The organism is Streptomyces sp. NPDC018026 (genome assembly GCF_044327745.1).
In the GTDB taxonomy this organism is placed as follows: domain Bacteria; phylum Actinomycetota; class Actinomycetes; order Streptomycetales; family Streptomycetaceae; genus Streptomyces; species Streptomyces rubrogriseus.
The window spans coordinates 285,793-302,388 of the sequence record NZ_JBIRFY010000002.1; the positions used below are offsets into that span (position 1 = coordinate 285,793).

16 protein-coding genes are annotated in these 16,596 nt (G+C 72.4%); 7 read left to right on the forward strand and 9 right to left on the reverse strand.

What is annotated here, in order from left to right; genetic code table 11:
- Nucleotides 1-81: 81 nt before the first annotated feature.
- Entirely contained in the window at nucleotides 82-1,020 is a 939-nt protein-coding gene (locus tag ACH4D3_RS06940) for an EamA family transporter (RefSeq protein WP_398317308.1), read from the forward strand.
- A complete protein-coding gene (locus ACH4D3_RS06945; protein ID WP_398317311.1) occupies nucleotides 1,017-1,658 on the forward strand; it encodes a GNAT family N-acetyltransferase in 642 nt (213 codons plus the stop codon). Before ACH4D3_RS06940 ends, ACH4D3_RS06945 begins: the two co-directional genes overlap by 4 nt.
- Here ACH4D3_RS06945 and ACH4D3_RS06950 read toward each other — a convergent pair.
- Nucleotides 1,642-2,442, reverse strand: coding sequence for a sugar phosphate isomerase/epimerase family protein (locus ACH4D3_RS06950; RefSeq protein ID WP_398317314.1), 801 nt, complete (start codon nucleotides 2,440-2,442; stop codon nucleotides 1,642-1,644). The genes ACH4D3_RS06945 and ACH4D3_RS06950 overlap by 17 nt on opposite strands.
- Nucleotides 2,443-2,611: 169 nt before the next feature.
- The gene (locus ACH4D3_RS06955; protein WP_398317317.1) at nucleotides 2,612-3,658 is read right to left on the reverse strand and encodes a LacI family DNA-binding transcriptional regulator; all 1,047 of its coding nucleotides are present in this window, start codon (nucleotides 3,656-3,658) and stop codon (nucleotides 2,612-2,614) included.
- A gap of 217 nt (nucleotides 3,659-3,875) precedes the next feature.
- On the opposite strand from ACH4D3_RS06955, the gene ACH4D3_RS06960 reads away from it, so the two are divergent.
- From ACH4D3_RS06960 to ACH4D3_RS06970, 3 genes are read left to right on the forward strand one after another with little or no spacing between them, the layout of a single operon-like run.
- A complete protein-coding gene (locus ACH4D3_RS06960; RefSeq protein WP_398317319.1) occupies nucleotides 3,876-5,027 on the forward strand; it encodes a Gfo/Idh/MocA family protein in 1,152 nt (383 codons plus the stop codon).
- Nucleotides 5,024-6,193, forward strand: a complete 1,170-nt coding sequence (locus tag ACH4D3_RS06965; protein WP_398317322.1) for a dihydrodipicolinate synthase family protein — start codon at nucleotides 5,024-5,026, stop codon at nucleotides 6,191-6,193. Before ACH4D3_RS06960 ends, ACH4D3_RS06965 begins: the two co-directional genes overlap by 4 nt.
- Entirely contained in the window at nucleotides 6,190-7,053 is an 864-nt protein-coding gene (locus ACH4D3_RS06970; protein ID WP_398317325.1) for a sugar phosphate isomerase/epimerase family protein, read from the forward strand. Before ACH4D3_RS06965 ends, ACH4D3_RS06970 begins: the two co-directional genes overlap by 4 nt.
- Before the next feature lie 175 nt (nucleotides 7,054-7,228).
- On the opposite strand, the gene rbsD is transcribed toward ACH4D3_RS06970, so the two are convergent.
- The 6 genes from rbsD to ACH4D3_RS07000 form a co-directional block, all read right to left on the reverse strand.
- On the reverse strand, nucleotides 7,229-7,618 hold the full coding sequence (gene rbsD / locus ACH4D3_RS06975) for a D-ribose pyranase (RefSeq protein ID WP_398317327.1): 390 nt from the start codon (nucleotides 7,616-7,618) through the stop codon (nucleotides 7,229-7,231).
- On the reverse strand, nucleotides 7,615-8,520 hold the full coding sequence (locus tag ACH4D3_RS06980) for a ribokinase (RefSeq protein ID WP_398317330.1): 906 nt from the start codon (nucleotides 8,518-8,520) through the stop codon (nucleotides 7,615-7,617). The genes rbsD and ACH4D3_RS06980 overlap by 4 nt, the downstream gene beginning before the upstream one ends.
- A gap of 47 nt (nucleotides 8,521-8,567) precedes the next feature.
- Nucleotides 8,568-10,523 carry a substrate-binding domain-containing protein gene (locus tag ACH4D3_RS06985; protein WP_398317333.1) on the reverse strand — a complete coding sequence of 652 codons (1,956 nt, stop codon included), beginning with the start codon at nucleotides 10,521-10,523 and terminating at the stop codon, nucleotides 8,568-8,570.
- Entirely contained in the window at nucleotides 10,513-12,084 is a 1,572-nt protein-coding gene (locus ACH4D3_RS06990; RefSeq protein ID WP_398317336.1) for a sugar ABC transporter ATP-binding protein, read from the reverse strand. Before ACH4D3_RS06990 ends, ACH4D3_RS06985 begins: the two co-directional genes overlap by 11 nt.
- Complete coding sequence (locus ACH4D3_RS06995; protein ID WP_398317339.1) at nucleotides 12,081-13,142, reverse strand: LacI family DNA-binding transcriptional regulator; 1,062 nt, start codon at nucleotides 13,140-13,142, stop codon at nucleotides 12,081-12,083. The genes ACH4D3_RS06990 and ACH4D3_RS06995 overlap by 4 nt, the downstream gene beginning before the upstream one ends.
- 191 nt (nucleotides 13,143-13,333) lie before the next feature.
- Entirely contained in the window at nucleotides 13,334-13,819 is a 486-nt protein-coding gene (locus tag ACH4D3_RS07000; protein ID WP_398317342.1) for a carboxymuconolactone decarboxylase family protein, read from the reverse strand.
- Between the two features lie 178 nt (nucleotides 13,820-13,997).
- On the opposite strand from ACH4D3_RS07000, the gene ACH4D3_RS07005 reads away from it, so the two are divergent.
- Nucleotides 13,998-14,933: an RNA polymerase sigma-70 factor gene (locus ACH4D3_RS07005; protein ID WP_398317345.1), complete on the forward strand. Its 936-nt coding sequence runs from the start codon at nucleotides 13,998-14,000 to the stop codon at nucleotides 14,931-14,933.
- 108 nt (nucleotides 14,934-15,041) lie between these two features.
- Here the strand turns inward: ACH4D3_RS07005 and ACH4D3_RS07010 are convergent, their stop codons facing one another.
- Entirely contained in the window at nucleotides 15,042-15,902 is an 861-nt protein-coding gene (locus tag ACH4D3_RS07010; protein WP_398317348.1) for an SDR family NAD(P)-dependent oxidoreductase, read from the reverse strand.
- An 80-nt stretch (nucleotides 15,903-15,982) separates the two neighbouring features.
- On the opposite strand from ACH4D3_RS07010, the gene ACH4D3_RS07015 reads away from it, so the two are divergent.
- The gene (locus ACH4D3_RS07015) at nucleotides 15,983-16,588 is read left to right on the forward strand and encodes a TetR family transcriptional regulator (RefSeq protein WP_398317351.1); all 606 of its coding nucleotides are present in this window, start codon (nucleotides 15,983-15,985) and stop codon (nucleotides 16,586-16,588) included.
- The last annotated feature ends 8 nt before the right edge of the window (nucleotides 16,589-16,596 follow it).

The window sequence follows — 16,596 nt, forward strand, 5'->3', positions numbered from 1 at the left end:
AGGAAGCATTAGCAGTGCTTCATCCAACCATGCATCAATCATCGCTGGTGCTGCACGGTCATCTCACCCGATCCTCGACGCATGCGACCTTCCCACCTCCTCCTCGCCGTGCTCGTCGCCGCCGTCTGGGGCGTGAACTTCACGGTCATCGAGATCGGCCTCGACCACTTCCCACCGCTCCTCTTCTCCGCCCTGCGCTTCCTGGCGGCCGCGCTGCCCGCCGTCTTCCTGGTGGGCCGCCCCAAGGTCGCCTGGAAGTGGATCGTGGCGGTGGGACTGGTGCTGGGCGTGGCCAAGTTCGGCCTGGTCTTCGTGGGCATGGACGCGGGCATGCCCGCCGGACTGTCGTCCCTCGTCCTTCAGATCCAGGCGGTGTTCACCGCGGTGATCGCCGCGGCGGTCCTCGGCGAACGCCCCTCCCGCGTCCAGGCCCTGGGCATGCTGGTCGCCCTGGGCGGCATCGGCGTGGCCGCGGTCGACGAAGGCACCTCGGGCCCGCTGGGCGCGTTCCTGATGGTGATCGGCGCCGCGGCGGCATGGGGCGTGTCCAACGTCCTGACCCGCAAGGCGTCCCCGCCCGACGCGCTGAACTTCATGGTGTGGGTCTCCACCGTCCCCGTGCTGCCCCTGCTGGCCCTCTCCCTGCTCACCGAGGGCCCCGCCGAGGACCTCGCGGCCCTGCGCGCCCTGGACTGGCAGGGGACGGGCACCATCCTCTTCGTCGCCTGGGTCTCGACCGTCTTCGGCTTCGGCGCCTGGGGCTGGCTGCTGCGCCGTCACCCCGCCTCGACGGTCGCGCCGTTCTCCCTCCTGGTGCCGGTCTTCGGCATGTCCTCGGCGGCCCTCTTCCTCGGCGAGTCGGTGACGCCCCTGCGCTGGTGCGCGGCGGCCCTGCTGGTGGGCGGGGTGGCGCTGACGACGCTGACTCCCGCCCGCAGGCGCGTGCCGGGGCGACCGTCCGCACCTCCCCCGGAATTCGCTGGACGGGCCCCCGCCCCGGCTGAAGAATCCGTAGCGTGACATTCACGCTGAAGGCCCCGGTCCTCGAAGGCACGCTGGTACGACTGGAGCCGCTGGGTCATCGGCACGCGGCCGACCTGGCGAGGGCGGCGGAGGAGGACCGGGCCACCTACGCGTTCACGTGGGTCCCCGGGCCCGACGAGGTCGGCGCCTACATCGACTTCCAGCTGGCCAGGGCGGCCACCGGACGGCTGGCGCCCTACGCGCAGGTCTCCCGTGCCACCGGCCGCGCGGTCGGCACCACCGCATACTGGGAACCCCGCTCCTGGCTCACCGACGACGTGCTCGACGCCGTCGAGGTCGGCTTCACCTGGCTGGCCCGTTCCGCCCAGGGCACGGGCGTCAACGCCGAGGCCAAGCTGCTGCTGTTCCGCCACGCCTTCGAGGTCTGGGCCGTGTCCCGCGTCGACCTCAAGACCGACGCCCGCAACCGGCGCTCCCGCGCCGCCATCGAGAGGACCGGCGCCCGCTTCGAGGGCGTCCTGCGCAACTGGTCCCGCTCCTCGGTGCCGGGCGAGGAGGGCCGGCTGCGCGACTCCGCGATCTACTCGATCACGGCGGCGGAGTGGCCGGAGTGCCGGGAGCGGCTGGAGCACCGGGTCCGGTCGGCGGCGCCGGCCCTCACGCCGCGTCCGTGAGCAGCCGGGCGAGGTGCTCGCGGCCCGGGCCCAGCAGCTCGGGCAAGGGGGCGGCCGACTCGTACCACCGCTTCTCGTACTCCCAGCACAGCCAGCCGTCCCAGCCGTGCCGGGACAGCACGTCCACCACCTCGGTGAGCGGCAGCACCCCGGCGCCCAGCGCCAGCGGCGTGGTGTCCTCGGCGGAGGCGATGTCCTTGACCTGGACGTAGCCGAGGTGCGGGGAGAGCGCCGCGTAGGTCTCGGAGGGCTGCTCGCCGCCCAGCCAGGTGTGCATCACGTCCCACAGGGCGCCGACCTGCCGGTGTCCGACCAGCCCGAGGACGCGCATCGCGTCGGCGCCGGTGCGGTGCGAGTCGTGGGTCTCCAGCAGGATGCGCACGCCCAGCTCGGCGGCGTACTCGGCGGCCGTCCCCAGCCGCCGCGCCGCCACCGCGTCGGCCTCCTCGGCGCTCTGCTCGGTGCCGCCGCCGGGGAAGACCCGGACGTACGGTGCGCCCAGGTCGCGGGCCAGGTCGAGCAGGCCGCGGATCTCGGCGATCACCGCCTCGTCGTCGCCGGGCGCGGCGACCCGCGCGTACCCCGCGAGCCCCAGCGGCTCGACACCGGCCGCCCCGAACTCCGCTGCCACCGCGGCCCGTTCGTCCGGACCCAGGCCCGGATGGACCGGTTCCTCGGGGTGGGCGCGCAGCTCGACACCGTGGTAGCCGTGCGCAGTCGCGAGCCCCAGCACATCGGCCAGGGGCAGTCCGGGAACACCGAGAGTGGAGAACGCCAGCTTCATGCCCACGGAGCGTACCCGCGATCACCGGCCCACATGTCGACGCAGGCCGGGACGCTTAGCCCGTCCGGCGATTGAGGACGAGGCCGTCCAGGCCGAAGCGGGGGTCTGGGGGCGGCAGCCCCCAGCAGCGCCCACACCAACGCGGGCCACCGCGAAACCAACGGTCCGTTCAAGACCGCGGCCCCCCGGAGGACCCCCGTACCATCAACTCCCCCCGCACCGTCGCGATCCCGCCCACCGGCGCGTCCTCCCGCCCCATCGCGACCCGCCCCGCCCGCGCCCCCGCCTCCGCCAGCGGCAGCCGGACCGTCGTCAGCGCGGGCACCGCGTCGATGCTGAACGGCAGGTCGTCGAAGCCGGCCACGGACACGTCGTCCGGGATCCGCAGCCCCGAGTCGCGCAGCGCCGCGCAGGCGCCCAGCGCGACGGTGTCGTTCGCGGCGACGACCGCGGTCAGCGTCGGGTCCCGGCGCAGCAGTTCCAGCGTCGCCTCGTAACCGGCCTGCCGGTCGTAGCGGCCGTGGACGGTCCAGCGGGGGTCCTCCTCGATGCCGTGCGCGGCGAGCGCGGTGCGGTGGCCCTCCAGCCGGTGCCGGGTCGTGGTGCGTTCCTCCGGACCGGCGATGTAGCCGAGCCGCCGGTGCCCGAGCCCGATCAGGTGCTCGGTCAGCTCCCGGCCGCCCCCGCGGTTGTCGAAGGTGAGCGCGATCGCCCCGGTGTCCGGCGCCGGCGGCCGCCCGCACAGCACCACCCGCGTCCCCGCCTCCGTGAGCTTGCGCAGCTTCGCCGCGACGGCCGCCTGATGGACCCCGTCCTCCATCGCGCCGCCGGTCAGCACGACCGCCGCCGCGCGCTGGCGCTGGAGCAGCGTGAGGTAGGTCAGCTCGCGCTCAGGGGTGCCGCCGGTGTTGCAGACCACGGCGAGCCGCTCGCCGCCCGCTCTGCCGCCGGGCCCGCCGATCTCGGACTGGACGGCGCCGGCCATGATGCCGAAGAAGGGGTCGGCGATGTCGTTGACGAGGATGCCGACCAGGTCGGACGTGGCCGCCGCCAGTGCGCTCGCGGGGCCGTTGAGCACGTAGTCCAGCTCGTCGACGGCCTTGAGCACCCGCTCCCGGGTGGAGGCGGCCACCGGGTAGTTGCCGTTCAGTACGCGCGAGACCGTCGCGGGGGAGACCTGGGCGCGGGCCGCCACGTCCGCCAGTGTCACCGTCATGTCCTCGTCCTCCGCATCGCGCGTGTGAGCCGAACGCCGTACCGGCTGACCTTACGGCCCCCGCCCGCCGCCGTTCGCCCCCTCGAACAACTCGCCCCGGTCGCGGTCTTGTCCAGACCACCGTTCACAGGCTAGCTTCGTCCTACATAGAAAGCGCTTGCTGTACGGCTCGAAACTGATCCGGGGCTCGCGGCACGGCTCGTACGAAGGGAATGACGTGACACGCAAGACGGTGCGTATCGCCATGAACGGTGTGACCGGGCGCATGGGCTACCGCCAGCACCTCGTCCGCTCCATCCTGGCCCTGCGCGAACAGGGCGGGCTCGACCTCGGCGACGGCACCGTGCTGTGGCCGGAGCCGGTCCTGGTCGGCCGCCGCGAGGAAGCGCTCAGGGCGCTGGCCGAACGCCACGGACTCGACCACGTCTCCACGGACCTCGACGCGGTCCTGGCCGACGACGGCATCGACATCTACTTCGACGCCCAGGTGACCTCGGCCCGCGAGGAGGCGATCAGGAAGGCGATCGCCGCGGGCAAGCACATCTACACCGAGAAGCCCACCGCCACCGGCCTGGACGGCGCCCTGGAACTCGCCCGCCTCGCCCGGGCCAGGGGCATCAAGCACGGCGTAGTCCAGGACAAGCTCTTCCTCCCCGGCCTGCTCAAGCTCAAGCGCCTCATCGACGGCGGCTTCTTCGGCCGGATCCTGTCCGTGCGCGGCGAGTTCGGCTACTGGGTCTTCGAGGGCGACTGGCAGGAGGCCCAGCGCCCGTCCTGGAACTACCGCGCCGAGGACGGCGGCGGCATCGTCGTCGACATGTTCCCGCACTGGGAGTACGTGCTGCACGAGCTGTTCGGCCGGGTGAGGTCCGTCCAGGCCCTCACCGCCACCCACATCCCCGAGCGCCGGGACGAGCGGGGCAAGCCCTACGACGCCACCGCCGACGACGCCGCCTACGGCGTCTTCGAGCTGGACGGCGGCGTGATCGCGCAGATCAACTCCTCCTGGGCGGTCCGCGTCAACCGCGACGAACTGGTCGAGTTCCAGGTCGACGGCACCGAGGGCTCCGCCGTCGCGGGGCTGCGGGGCTGCCGCGTCCAGCACCGCTCCGCCACCCCCAAGCCGGTGTGGAACCCGGACATCCCCGCCACCGAGGCCTTCCGCGACCAGTGGCAGACGGTCCCCGACAACCAGGACTTCGACAACGGCTTCAAGGCCCAGTGGGAGCTGTTCCTCAAGCACGTCTACGCCGACGCCCCCTACCAGTGGGACCTGCTGGCCGGCGCCCGCGGCGTGCAGCTCGCCGAGCTGGGCCTGAGGTCCTCCGCCGAGGGCCGCCGCCTCGACGTACCGGAGATCGCGCTGTGACCCTCCACCTGCCGAGCGCCGACGGCACCCTGCGCGCCTACGAGCCCCGCCCGGAGCCGGCGCACCGCATCCCGCCGAGTGGGGGAAGCGCTTTCACCTCCCGTACGGTCTTCTCGGCCGCGCACGTCGTCGCCGACCCGTACGCGGACACCACCCCCGACGGGCCCGCCGCCGTCGACTGGGACGCGACCCTCGCCTTCCGCCGCCACCTGTGGTCCCACGGGCTCGGCGTCGCCGAGGCGATGGACACCGCCCAGCGCGGCATGGGCCTGGACTGGCCCACTGCGGCGGAGCTGATCCGCCGCTCCGCCGCCGAGGCGAGGGCGACCGGCGGCCGCATCGCCTGCGGCGTGGGCACGGACCAGCTGACCGCCACGGCCACCACCACCCTCGCCGAGGTCCGGTCGGCCTACGAGGAACAGCTCGCCGTCGTCGAGGAGTCGGGCGCCCGGGCCATCCTCATGGCCTCCCGCGCCCTCGCCGCGACCGCGCAGGGCCCGGACGACTACCTGGAGGTCTACGGCCACCTCCTGCGCCAGGCCGCCGAACCCGTGATCCTGCACTGGCTGGGCCCGATGTTCGACCCGGCGCTGGAGGGCTACTGGGGCTCGTCCGACCTGGACGCGGCGACCGACACCTTCCTGGAGGTCATCGCCGCCCACCCCGACAAGGTCGACGGCATCAAGGTCTCCCTGCTGGACGCCCAGCGCGAGATCGACCTGCGCCGCCGTCTGCCGCGGGGCGTGCGCTGCTACACCGGCGACGACTTCAACTACCCGGAGCTGATCGCGGGCGACGAGCAGGGCTTCAGCCACGCCCTGCTCGGCATCTTCGACCCGCTGGGCCCGCTGGCGGCACAGGCGGTCCGCGTGCTGGACACCGGGGACACGGAGGGCTTCCGCGCCGTCCTCGACCCCACCGTCGAACTCTCCCGCCACCTCTTCCGGGCGCCCACCCGCTACTACAAGACGGGCGTGGTCTTCCTGGCCTGGCTGGCGGGCCACCAGAGCCACTTCACGATGGTCGGCGGCCTCCAGTCGGCCCGTTCCCTGCCGCACCTCGCCCACGCCTACGAACTCGCCGACGGTCTCGGCCTGTTCCCGGACCCGAAGCTCGCGCAGGAGCGCATGCGCAACCTGCTGGGCCTGTACGGAGTGAACCAGTGAGCGATCCCGACCTGACCCGCTTCAGCATCAACCAGATGACGGTCAAGCAGCTCTCGCTGCCCGAACTGACCACCGCCTGCCGCGACCTGGGCATCGGCAACGTAGGCCTGTGGCGCGAGCCGGTCCAGGCCTACGGCGTCGAGGCGGCCGCCAAGCTGGTCCGTGACGCGGGCCTGCGAGTCACCACCCTGTGCCGCGGCGGCTTCCTCACCGCGATCGACCCGGAGGAGCGTGCGACGGCCCTGGCCGACAACCGCCGCGCCGTCGACGAGGCCGCCACCCTCGGCACCGACACCCTGGTCCTGGTCTCGGGCGGCCTCCCCACCGGCGACAAGGACCTGCGCGCCGCCCGCGAGCGCATCGCGGAGGCCCTGTCCGACCTGGGTCCGTACGCCGAACGGCACGGCGTACGCCTCGCCATCGAGCCGCTCCACCCCATGTACGCCGCCGACCGCTGCGTGGTCTCCACCCTCACCCAGGCTCTGGACCTCGCCGAACGCTTCCCGGCCCAGCAGGTCGGCGTCACCGTCGACACGTACCACATCTGGTGGGACGACCAGGCTCCGGCGCAGATCGCCCGGGCCGGTGCGGGCAACCGCATCCACACCTTCCAGCTCGCCGACTGGACCACCCCTCTCCCCGAGGGCGTCCTCAACGGCCGCGGCCAGATCGGCGACGGCGCGATCGACATGCGGGAGTGGAAGGGGTACGTCGAGGCGGCCGGATACACCGGCGCCATCGAGGTCGAGCTGTTCAACGAGGGGCTGTGGGCACGGGACGGACGGGAAGTGCTCGCCGAGACGGCGGCCCGGTTCGCCGCGCACGCGGGAGACGCCGCGGACACACCGCCCGGAAAATAATCCCGGCGGCCCGTGCAACCCTTCCGCCCTCCGGCGGGTCGTACCTGGCATCGGAACTCCCGTGGGGGTACCCGGGGGGGAAAATCCACGGAGTTCTGATGGGGAGGGGAAACCCGAGGGGGCCCGGTCGACGACCGGGCCCCCTCAAACTTCTCCCGCACTCACGAGCGGGGTCTCAGAAGAAGACCCCGCACCGCAGCAGCACATTGGCGTACGGCCGTGCCTCCCCGGTGCGCACGATCAGCCGCGCGCCCGCCGACAGCTCCTTGAGCCGCTCGTGCGGGACCAGGCCGAGCGCGGGGAAGAGCCCGTCGAGCAGTGCGGCGCACCCGGCGTTCGCCTCCCGGACCTCCGTCGCCGCCGTCGCGCCCTCGACGACCAGCTCGGCGAGCAGGCCGTCCAGCACCTCCGCGAAGGACGGCACCCCGGCCCGGAAGGCCAGGTCGACGACGCGCGGCCCGTCGGGAATGGGCATGCCCGCGTCGCACACCAGGACGCCGTCCCCGTGGCCGAGTTCGGCGAGGGCACCCGCGAGGTGCCGGTTGAGTATCCCCGCCCTCTTCACAGTGCCTCGGCCTCCGCCGCCGTCGGGTACGACTCCTGCGCCCCCGCCTTCGTGACCGCCGCCGCGCCGACCCGGGCCGCGTACGCCGCCGCGTCGGCGAGCGACTCGCCGACGCCCAGCCGCCAGGCCAGCGCCGCGGTGAACGCGTCGCCCGCGCCCGTCGTGTCCACGGCGTCGACCTTCACGGACGGCACCCGGACCACGCCCTGGGCCGCCGACGCGACCAGCGCGCCCTCGGCGCCCAGCGTCACGACCACCGAGCGCGGACCCTTGGCCAGCAGGACGCGGGCCCAGTCCTCGGGGCGCTCGCCGGCCAGGGAGTCGCCGAGGATCACCTTCGCCTCGTGCTCGTTGACGATCAGCGGGTCGCAGGCGGCCAGCACCTCCGGCGGAAGCGGCCGCGGCGGCGACGGGTTCAGCACCAGACGGCTGTCCGGCGCGAGCGAGCGGACCACCTCCACGACCGTCTCCAGCGGGATCTCCAACTGCGTGGAGACCACCCGGGAGGCGTGGAAGAGGCTGGCCGCGGCCCGGACGTCGCCCGGCGCCAGCCGGCCGTTGGCGCCCGGCGAGACCACGATGCTGTTGTCCCCGGACGGGTCGACGGTGATCAGCGCGACGCCGGTCGGGGCGCCGCCCACCAGCACGCCGACCGTGTCGACACCGGCCGCCCGCTGCGAGTCCAGCAGCAGCCGTCCGTAGTCGTCGTCGCCCACCCGGGCCAGCAGCGCCGTACGGGCGCCGAGCCGGGCGGCGGCGACGGCCTGGTTGCCGCCCTTGCCGCCCGGGTGGACGGCCAGGTCGGAGCCGAGCACCGTCTCGCCCGCCGCCGGCCGCCGCTCGACACCGATCACCAGGTCGGCGTTGGCCGACCCGACGACCAGCAGGTCGTAGTCGTACATCAGTCGTTCTCCGATTCGCGTGATTCCCGCCGGCTGCCGGGCCGGTCTCAGCCCTCGAAGCCCGCCACGTTCTCCTTGGTGACGACCTTCACGGGCACCTTCACCGTCTGCTCCACCTTCTTGTCCTCGGCCGCCCGCAGCGCGTTCTGTACGGCGATCCTGCCCAGTTCCCTCGGCTGCTGCGCCACCGACGCGTACAACGTGCCGTCCTGGACCGCCTTCAGCCCGTCCGGGGTGCCGTCGAAGCCGACGACCTGGACCGACTTGCCGGCCTTGGAACCCAGCGCCTTGATCGCGCCCAGCGCCATCTCGTCGTTCTCCGCGAAGACGCCGTCGACGTCCGGGTGCGCCTGGAGCAGGTTGGTCATCACGTCCAGGCCCTTGGTGCGGTCGAAGTCCGCGGGCTGCTTGGCGACGACCTTGATGCCCGGGTACGCCTTGAGCCCGGCCGCGAAGCCCGCCCCGCGCTCCCGGCTGGCCGAGGTGCCGGCCTGGCCCTGGAGGATGACGATGGTGCCCTTGCCGCCGAGCTTCTCGGCGAGCGCCTTGGCGCCCAGCTCACCGCCCTCGACGTTGTCGGAGGCGACCAGCGCGGACGTCTCCGCCTTGTTGACGCCGCGGTCCACGGCGACGACGGGGATGTCGTCCTTGTTGGCCGAGCGCACCGAGGGACCGGCCGCGTCGGAGTCCACCGGGTTGACGATGACCGCGGACAGGCTGCCGCTGACGAAGTTCTGCAGCTGGTTGGCCTGCTGCGAGGCGTCGTTCTGGGCGTCCGTGACCGTCAGGTCCACGCCCAGCTTCTTCGCCTCCTCCTCCGCGCCGTTCCTGATCTGCACGAAGAACGGGTTGTTCAGCGTGGACAGCGACAGCCCTATCCGCTGGTCCTTGCCGCCGGAGGAGCCGTTGTGCAGCAGCGAGGTCGCGCCGACCACGGCCACCGCGACGACGGCCGCGATCACGTACGTGAGTGCCTGCTTGCCCCGGTTGCCGCCGCCCGACGCCCCGGCCGCCGGAGTGACCGCGCCCGCCTTGCGGCGCAGCGTGTCGAAGAGCACCGCGAGCGCGATGACGACACCGATGACGACCTGCTGCCAGAACGCGGAGACGGACAGCAGGTTGAGGCCGTTGCGCAGCACCGCGAGGATCAGCGCGCCGATCAGCGTGCCCGAGGCCTTGCCGGTGCCGCCCGCCAGCGACGCACCGCCGATGACGACGGCGGCGATGGCGTCCAGCTCGTAGCCCTGCGCGGCCTGCGGCTGCGCGGAGGAGAGCCGGGAGGCGAGCACGATGCCCGCGGCGGCGGCGAACAGGCCGGAGAAGGCGTAGATGGCGAGCTTCTGCCGCTTCACCCGCAGCCCGGACAGCCGCGCCGCCTCCTCGTTGCCGCCGATGGCGTACATGGACCGGCCGATGTAGGTCCGGCCGAGCACGAAGGCGGTGATCAGGCCCATCACGATCATCACGAGCACCGGCACCGGCAGCCACCCGCCGAGCGTGTCGCCGAGGTGCGAGACCGAGTCCGGGAAGGCGATCGGCGAACCCTGGGAGATGACCAGCGACAGACCGCGGCCCACCGACAGCATGGCCAGCGTCGCGATGAACGGCGGCAGCTTCCCGTACGAGATGAGGAAACCGTTCACCAGACCGCAGGCGATGCCGGTCAGGACGGACAGCAGCACCGCGAGCGCGACCGGCATCCCGGCCTCGGTGGCGCTCCAGGCCAGCACGGTGGCCGACAGCGCGGCGACCGAACCGACCGACAGGTCGATGCCCGCCGAGACGATGACGAAGGTGACGCCGAAGGCGAGGATCGCGGTGACGGCGGCCTGGACGCCGACGTTGAGGAGGTTGTCGGCGGTCAGGAAGTCCCCGGACAGCGCCGACATCACGATGACGAGGACGATCAGCGCGGTCAGCGCGCCGTTTTCGAGCAGCAGGCGGCGCAGGCCGCTCGTGGCGCCCTGCGCGCCCGGCTTGCTCTTGAGCGTGTCAGTGGCCACGGGAGGCCTCCGTTCCATCCGTTCCGTCGCTGTGCGGGGAGTTGCCGGTGTGCGGGGAGTCGCCGGTGTGGGTGCTGACGGCGAGTGCCATCACGGCGTCCTGGGTGGCCTGTTCGGCGGTGAGTTCACCCGCGACGCGCCCCTGCGCCATGACGACCACGCGGTCGCTCATCCCGAGCACCTCCGGCAGATCGCTGGAGATCATGAGCACGGCGGCACCGGCGGCCGTCAGTTCGTTGATGAGCTGGTAGATCTCGACCTTGGCGCCGACGTCGATGCCGCGCGTCGGCTCGTCGAGGATCAGCACCTTGGTGTTGGCCAGCAGCCACTTGCCGATGACGACCTTCTGCTGGTTGCCGCCGGACAGCGTGCGCACGTGCTGGCCGAGCCCGGCCATCCGCACGCCGAGCTGCCCGGCGATCCGCTCGGCCGCCGTGTGCTGCCCCTTGAGGTCGACGAGCCCGGCGCGGGCACTGGACCGGAGCGTGACGAGCCCGAGGTTCTCCTCCACGGAGGCGTCGAGGACCAGCCCCTGCCCCTTGCGGTCCTCGGGCACGAGCCCGATCCCGGCGGCCATGGCGGCGTTCACGTCGTGCCGCCGCAGCGGCGCACCCGCGACCCGCACGCTCCCGGCGTCGTACGGATCGGCGCCGAACACCGCCCGCACCACCTCCGTACGCCCGGCCCCGACCAGCCCCGCGATGCCGACGACCTCACCGGCCCGCACCTCGAAGCCGACGTCGTGGAAGACGCCGTCCCGCGTCAGCCCCTCCACCTTGAGCAGCGCCTCACCGGTGTCGGTGCGCTCGCGCGGGTACTGCTGCTCGATCGACCGCCCCACCATGAGCCGGACCAGCTCGTCCTCCGGGGTGGAGGCGGGCACCTGCCCGACGCTCCTGCCGTCCCGTATGACGGTGACGCGGTCCCCGAGGGCGGCGATCTCCTCCAGGTGGTGGGTGATGAAGACGATGCCGACGCCGTCCTCGCGCAGCCGCCGCACGATGGCGAACAGCTTCTCGACCTCCTCGGAGGTCAGTACGGCGGTCGGCTCGTCCATGATGAGCACGCGCGCGTCGAGGCTGAGCGCCTTGGCGATCTCGACCATCTGGAGCCGCGCGATGCCGAGTTCACGCACCCGCGCGCGGGGAGAGACGTTGACCCCCACCCGCTTCAGCAGCACCTCGGCGTCGGCGTCCATCCGCTTGCGGTCGATCATGCCGAACCGGCGGGGCTGGCGCCCCAGGAAGATGTTCTCGGCCACCGTCAGGTCGGGGACCAGGTTGAACTCCTGGTAGATGGTGGCGATCCCGAGGCGCTCGGAGTCCTGCGCACCGTGGATGCGCACCTCCTCACCACCGGCCAGGATCCGCCCGGTGTCGGGCGTGTAGGCGCCGGAGAGCATCTTGATCAGCGTGCTCTTGCCCGCGCCGTTCTCACCGAGGAGCACGTGCACCTCGCCCCGGCGCAGGTCGAAGTCGACGCTGTCGAGCGCGACCACGCCGGGGAAGGTCTTGCGGATGCCCTCGATGCGCAGCAACTCGTCCGGACTGCGGCTGCTCACGGCGTACTCCTTCGTACGGGGGAGGGGGACGGGGGATGTTCACTGGGTTGTTCGGAGCCGACGGGGGGCGGCTCGCCGCACGAGCGGCGCACGACGAGCCGGGCCGGAAGGGTGACGGACTCGCCGGTCCGTCCCGCGATCCGCTCGACGAGGGCGCGTACGGCCGCCCGCCCCAGCTCGCGGGTGGGCTGGGCGATCGCGGTGACCGGGGGATCGGTGTGCACGAACCACGGGATGTCGTCGAACGCGGCGAGCCCGACGTCCTCGGGGACCCGCAGCCCGCGTGCCCGTACGGCGTCCAGCGCGCCGAGCGCCATCAGGTTGTCGGCGGCGAAGACGACCTCGGGCGGCTCGGGCAGGTCGAGGAATCCTTCGGTGACCCGGCGCCCGCTGCCGGCCTGGAAGTCGCCCTGGCCGATGTAGGCCTCGGGCAGCGCGAGCCCGTACGCGCCGAGCGCCTCGCGGAAGGCGTCGACGCGCTCGCGTCCGGTGGTGGTGGCGGCGGGCCCCGCGATGATCGCGAGCCGCCGGTGCCCGAGCCCGTGCAGATGCGCGACGAGGTCCCTTACGGCCGTCCGCCCGTCCGACCTGACGACGGGCACGTCCACGCCGGGGATCCACCGGTCGACGAAGACCATCGGCGTCCCGGCCAGCGCGGCGTCCAGCATGCGCGGGGAGCCCCCGTCGGTGGGGGAGACGAGGAGCCCGTCGATCCGCCGGTCCAGGAGGGTGGTGACGTGGTGGTCCTGGAGGTCGGGCCGCTCGTCGGCGTTGCCGATGATGACGCTGTAGCCGAGCGCGCGGGCCTCCTCCTCGACGGAGCGGGCCAGCTCGGTGAAGTACGGGTTCATCACGTCGCTGATGACCAGGCCGAGGGTGCGGGTCTGGTCCGTGCGCAGCGACCTGGCGAGGGCGTTCGGGCGGTAGCTCAGCGTCTCGACGGCGGCCAGCACGCGGGCGCGTGCGGCGACGCTGACCGACGGGTGGCCGTTGAGCGCCCGCGAGACCGTCGCGACGGACACGCCCGCCTCGGCGGCGACGTCCTTGATGCTCGCCATCGTCGTTCCACCTCCTCGTGGAATCGATTACACAGAGGATTGGAAACGATTACACGGGCGAGAATCAAGACCTGGGGCCGGGCCGAGACCCAATCGTGACCGGAAAGGGGGCGGCACCCGCGGCGATGTCGCCCGGGTGCCGCCCCGACCACTTCCGGAAACCGGAAATCAGCCCACTCCGCTTCCGGGAGTCAGCCCACCGCCGCCTTGAACATGCCCGCCTCGTACGAGCCGCCCTTCTGGTGCGTGATCACGGCGAGCCGGTTGGCCGCGTTGATCATCGCGACCAGGCAGATCAGCGCGGCGACCTGGTCGTCGTCGTAGTGCTTGCGCACCAGCGCCCACGTCTCGTCGGACACGCCCTCGTGCGCGTCGGCGAGCCGGGTGCCCTCCTCGGCCAGGGCCAGCGCCGCCTGCTCGGCCTCGGTGAACACCGTGGACTCGCGCCAGGCGGCGACCAGGTGCAGCCGGACCGCGCTCTCCCCGGCGGCCGCGGCCTCCTTGACGTGCATGTCGATGCAGTGGCCGCAGCCGTTGATCTGGCTGGCCCGCAGGGACACCAGTTCCTGCGTGGCCTTCGGCAGCGGCGACTCGTGCATCAGCATGCCTATGCCGGCGAACCGCTTGGTGAACCGACCGGCGAACTCGTTCTCGAACAGATTGAATCGGGTGTCCATGATCTCGTCCTCGTCCTCGTTCTCGGTGCCTCGGTGACGAACACAAGACGCCGCCGCCCCGCACCCTGTGACAGGACGCCGACGTGACCCAGGACACCGCCGACGGGTGTCACAGAACCCCGGCGGCCGGTGTCCCGTGCACGAGACACCGCCGGAACCGAACGAACGGGAGAAGCTGGTGACCAGCGAGAACAGTGGCCGCGAACAGGACGGCGCGACCGGCGGGGGCGCGGCCGCGGACGCGGCCACCGAGGCCTTCGTGGCCCACCGCAACCTGCTCTTCACCGTCGCCTACGAGATGCTCGGCTCCGCCGCCGACGCGGAGGACGTCCTCCAGGAGACCTGGCTGAAGTGGGCGGGAGTCGACCTCGGCACGGTGCGCGACCGGCGCGCGTACCTGGTCCGCATCACCACCCGCCAGGCCCTGAACCGGCTGCGTACGCTCGGCCGCCGCAAGGAGTCCTACGTCGGCTCCTGGCTGCCCGAGCCGCTGCTCACCACTCCCGACGTGGCCGAGGACGTCGAGCTGGCCGACAGCGTGTCGATGGCGATGATGCTGGTCATGGAGACACTCGCGCCGACCGAGCGGGCGGTGTTCGTGCTGCGCGAGGTGTTCGACCTGGGCTACGACGAGATCGCCGAGGCCGTCGAGAAGAGCCCGGCGGCCGTCCGGCAGATCGCGCACCGGGCCCGCGCGCACGTCGCGGCCCGCCGCCCGCGCGGGGAGGTCTCGGCGACCGAGTCCCGGGAAGCGCTCTCGGCCTTCCAGCGGGCGGTCGAGACGGGCGACCTCCAGGGCCTGCTCGACGTCCTCTCCCCGGACGTCGTCCTGCTCGGCGACGGCGGCGGCATCAAGCAGGCCGTCCTGCGGCCCGTCATCGGCGCCGACAAGGTGGCCCGCCTCATGCTCGGCGGCCTGAGCAAGCTGCCGGTCGTGATGACGATGGACCCGGCCCAGGTCAACGGACACCCGGCCCTGGTCGTCCGGCTCGACGGCGAACTCGACACCGTGGTCGCGGTGCGCTTCGACGAGGGCCGCATCACGGGCCTCTACGCCGTGCGCAACCCGGAGAAGCTTTCCTACATGGGCGGGGAGACCACCCTGCACCGCTGAGTCACTCGTGACCCGGACATCCGCCGCTGACCGGAACCTTCCCCGACCGAAGGGCGGTTCAGCCGGGCTGCCGCGGCGCTGCGACCGCCTGCCGCCCGCCGCGGCTCGTCACGCCGGCTCGGACAGCCGCCCCGCGAGCAGTTCCTCGGAGCGCTCCCACAGGCCCCGGGCGAGATCCGGGTCGGCCGCCTGCGGATTGCGCGGCGGCACGTCCTTGCGCTTGAAGTAGTAGGCCCCCGACCGCCAGTCCGTGCCGGGGGTGCCGTCGGCGAGCCATACGAGCTGGTCCGCGCCCTGCTCGGGCGTGTTGAGCAGGGCGCGGCCGATCAGCGGTTTCGTGCCCACGAAGCGGACGAGGCGCATGACCGGACTGGTGGTGTCGGACGCGAAGTTCGTGGAGATGTTGCCCGGATAGAAGGAGGCCGCCGAAAGGCCCTCCGCGTGGTGGCGCCGGTGGAGCTCCGTCGTGAACAGGATGTTCTCCAGCTTGGACGCGCCGTAGGCGTGCACCGGATCGTAGTGACGGTCGTGGTCGAGGTCGTCCAGGTGGATCTCCTTGGCGAACCGCACCGTGCTGGAGGTCTGCAGCACCGACGCGCGCGAGGCGATGAGCGTGTCCAGCAGCCGCCGCGTGAGCAGGAACGGTGCGAGGTGGTTGACCTGGAAGGTCTTCTCGAAGCCGTCCACGGTCTTGCGGCGCGTGCCGAAGACCCCGCCGGCGTTGTTGGCGAGTACGTCGATGCGGGGGTACGTGTCCCGCAGCCGGCCGGCGAGCCGCTCGACGTCGTCGAGGCGGGTGAAGTCCGCGACGTAGCCGTCGACCGAGAGCTCCTCGGCGACCGCGCGGGTCTTCTCGGCCGAGCGGCCCACGACGACGACGGTGTGCCCAGCCGCGTGCAGCCCTCGCGCCGCCGCCGCCCCGATGCCGTCGCTCGCGCCCGTGATGACGACCACCTTCTTGCCGCTCATCGCTCACCAGCTCCTTCTCATAGGATGCAATCCCGTACATGAGACACAGTACCAGCTTTGGAATGTAGTACCGTGTGCTCATGAGTCCTCACCAGACCACGCGCGGCGCACGGGAGCGGGCGCGCCGGGCCATGCGTGCCGAAGTGGCCAGGACGGTTCAGGATCTGGTCCTCGAGCACGGCTACGAGGGGACGACCGTGGATGACGTCTGCACGGCCGCCGAGATCTCCCGCAGCACGTTCTTCCGGTACTTCTCCTCCAAGGAGGAGGCGCTCTTCGGAGTCACGGCCGATGCCGGCGAGTATCTGCGCGACGCGCTCGCCGCCCGCCCGCCCGACGAGACGCCCTGGGTCGCCATGCGGCGCGCGCTCACTCCGCTGATGGAGGAGTACGGCGCGGGCGACGAGCGCACCCGACGCCTCACCCGGCTGATCGTGAACACGCCGCCGCTGGCCGCCTGGCACCGGGAGAAGAACGCCCGGTGGCACGAACTGCTCCGGCCCGAGATCGCCCGACGCCTCGGAGCCGACCCGGCCGACGTCTCCGACCCGCGTGCCGACGCCGTGATCGCCGCGGCCCTGGGGTGCGTGGAGGCGACTCTGTACGCGTGGACCTCGGGCGCCCGGCCGCAACCGCTCCAGGAGATCCTGGACCGCGCCATGGGAGCCGTCCGCCACGTGGAGTGAGTCCCCGC

Excerpts from the sequence above, each read along its gene's own strand:
- ACH4D3_RS06955 (WP_398317317.1), bottom strand. The coding sequence starts at position 3,658 with ATGACGGTGACACTGGCGGACGTGGCGGCCCGCGCCCAGGTCTCCCCC.
- ACH4D3_RS06980 (WP_398317330.1), bottom strand. The coding sequence starts at position 8,520 with ATGTACGACTACGACCTGCTGGTCGTCGGGTCGGCCAACGCCGACCTG.
- ACH4D3_RS06940 (WP_398317308.1), top strand. The coding sequence starts at position 82 with ATGCGACCTTCCCACCTCCTCCTCGCCGTGCTCGTCGCCGCCGTCTGG.
- ACH4D3_RS06950 (WP_398317314.1), bottom strand. The coding sequence starts at position 2,442 with ATGAAGCTGGCGTTCTCCACTCTCGGTGTTCCCGGACTGCCCCTGGCC.
- ACH4D3_RS07010 (WP_398317348.1), bottom strand. The coding sequence starts at position 15,902 with ATGAGCGGCAAGAAGGTGGTCGTCATCACGGGCGCGAGCGACGGCATC.
- ACH4D3_RS07000 (WP_398317342.1), bottom strand. The coding sequence starts at position 13,819 with ATGGACACCCGATTCAATCTGTTCGAGAACGAGTTCGCCGGTCGGTTC.
- ACH4D3_RS06995 (WP_398317339.1), bottom strand. The coding sequence starts at position 13,142 with ATGGCGAGCATCAAGGACGTCGCCGCCGAGGCGGGCGTGTCCGTCGCG.
- ACH4D3_RS07015 (WP_398317351.1), top strand. The coding sequence starts at position 15,983 with ATGAGTCCTCACCAGACCACGCGCGGCGCACGGGAGCGGGCGCGCCGG.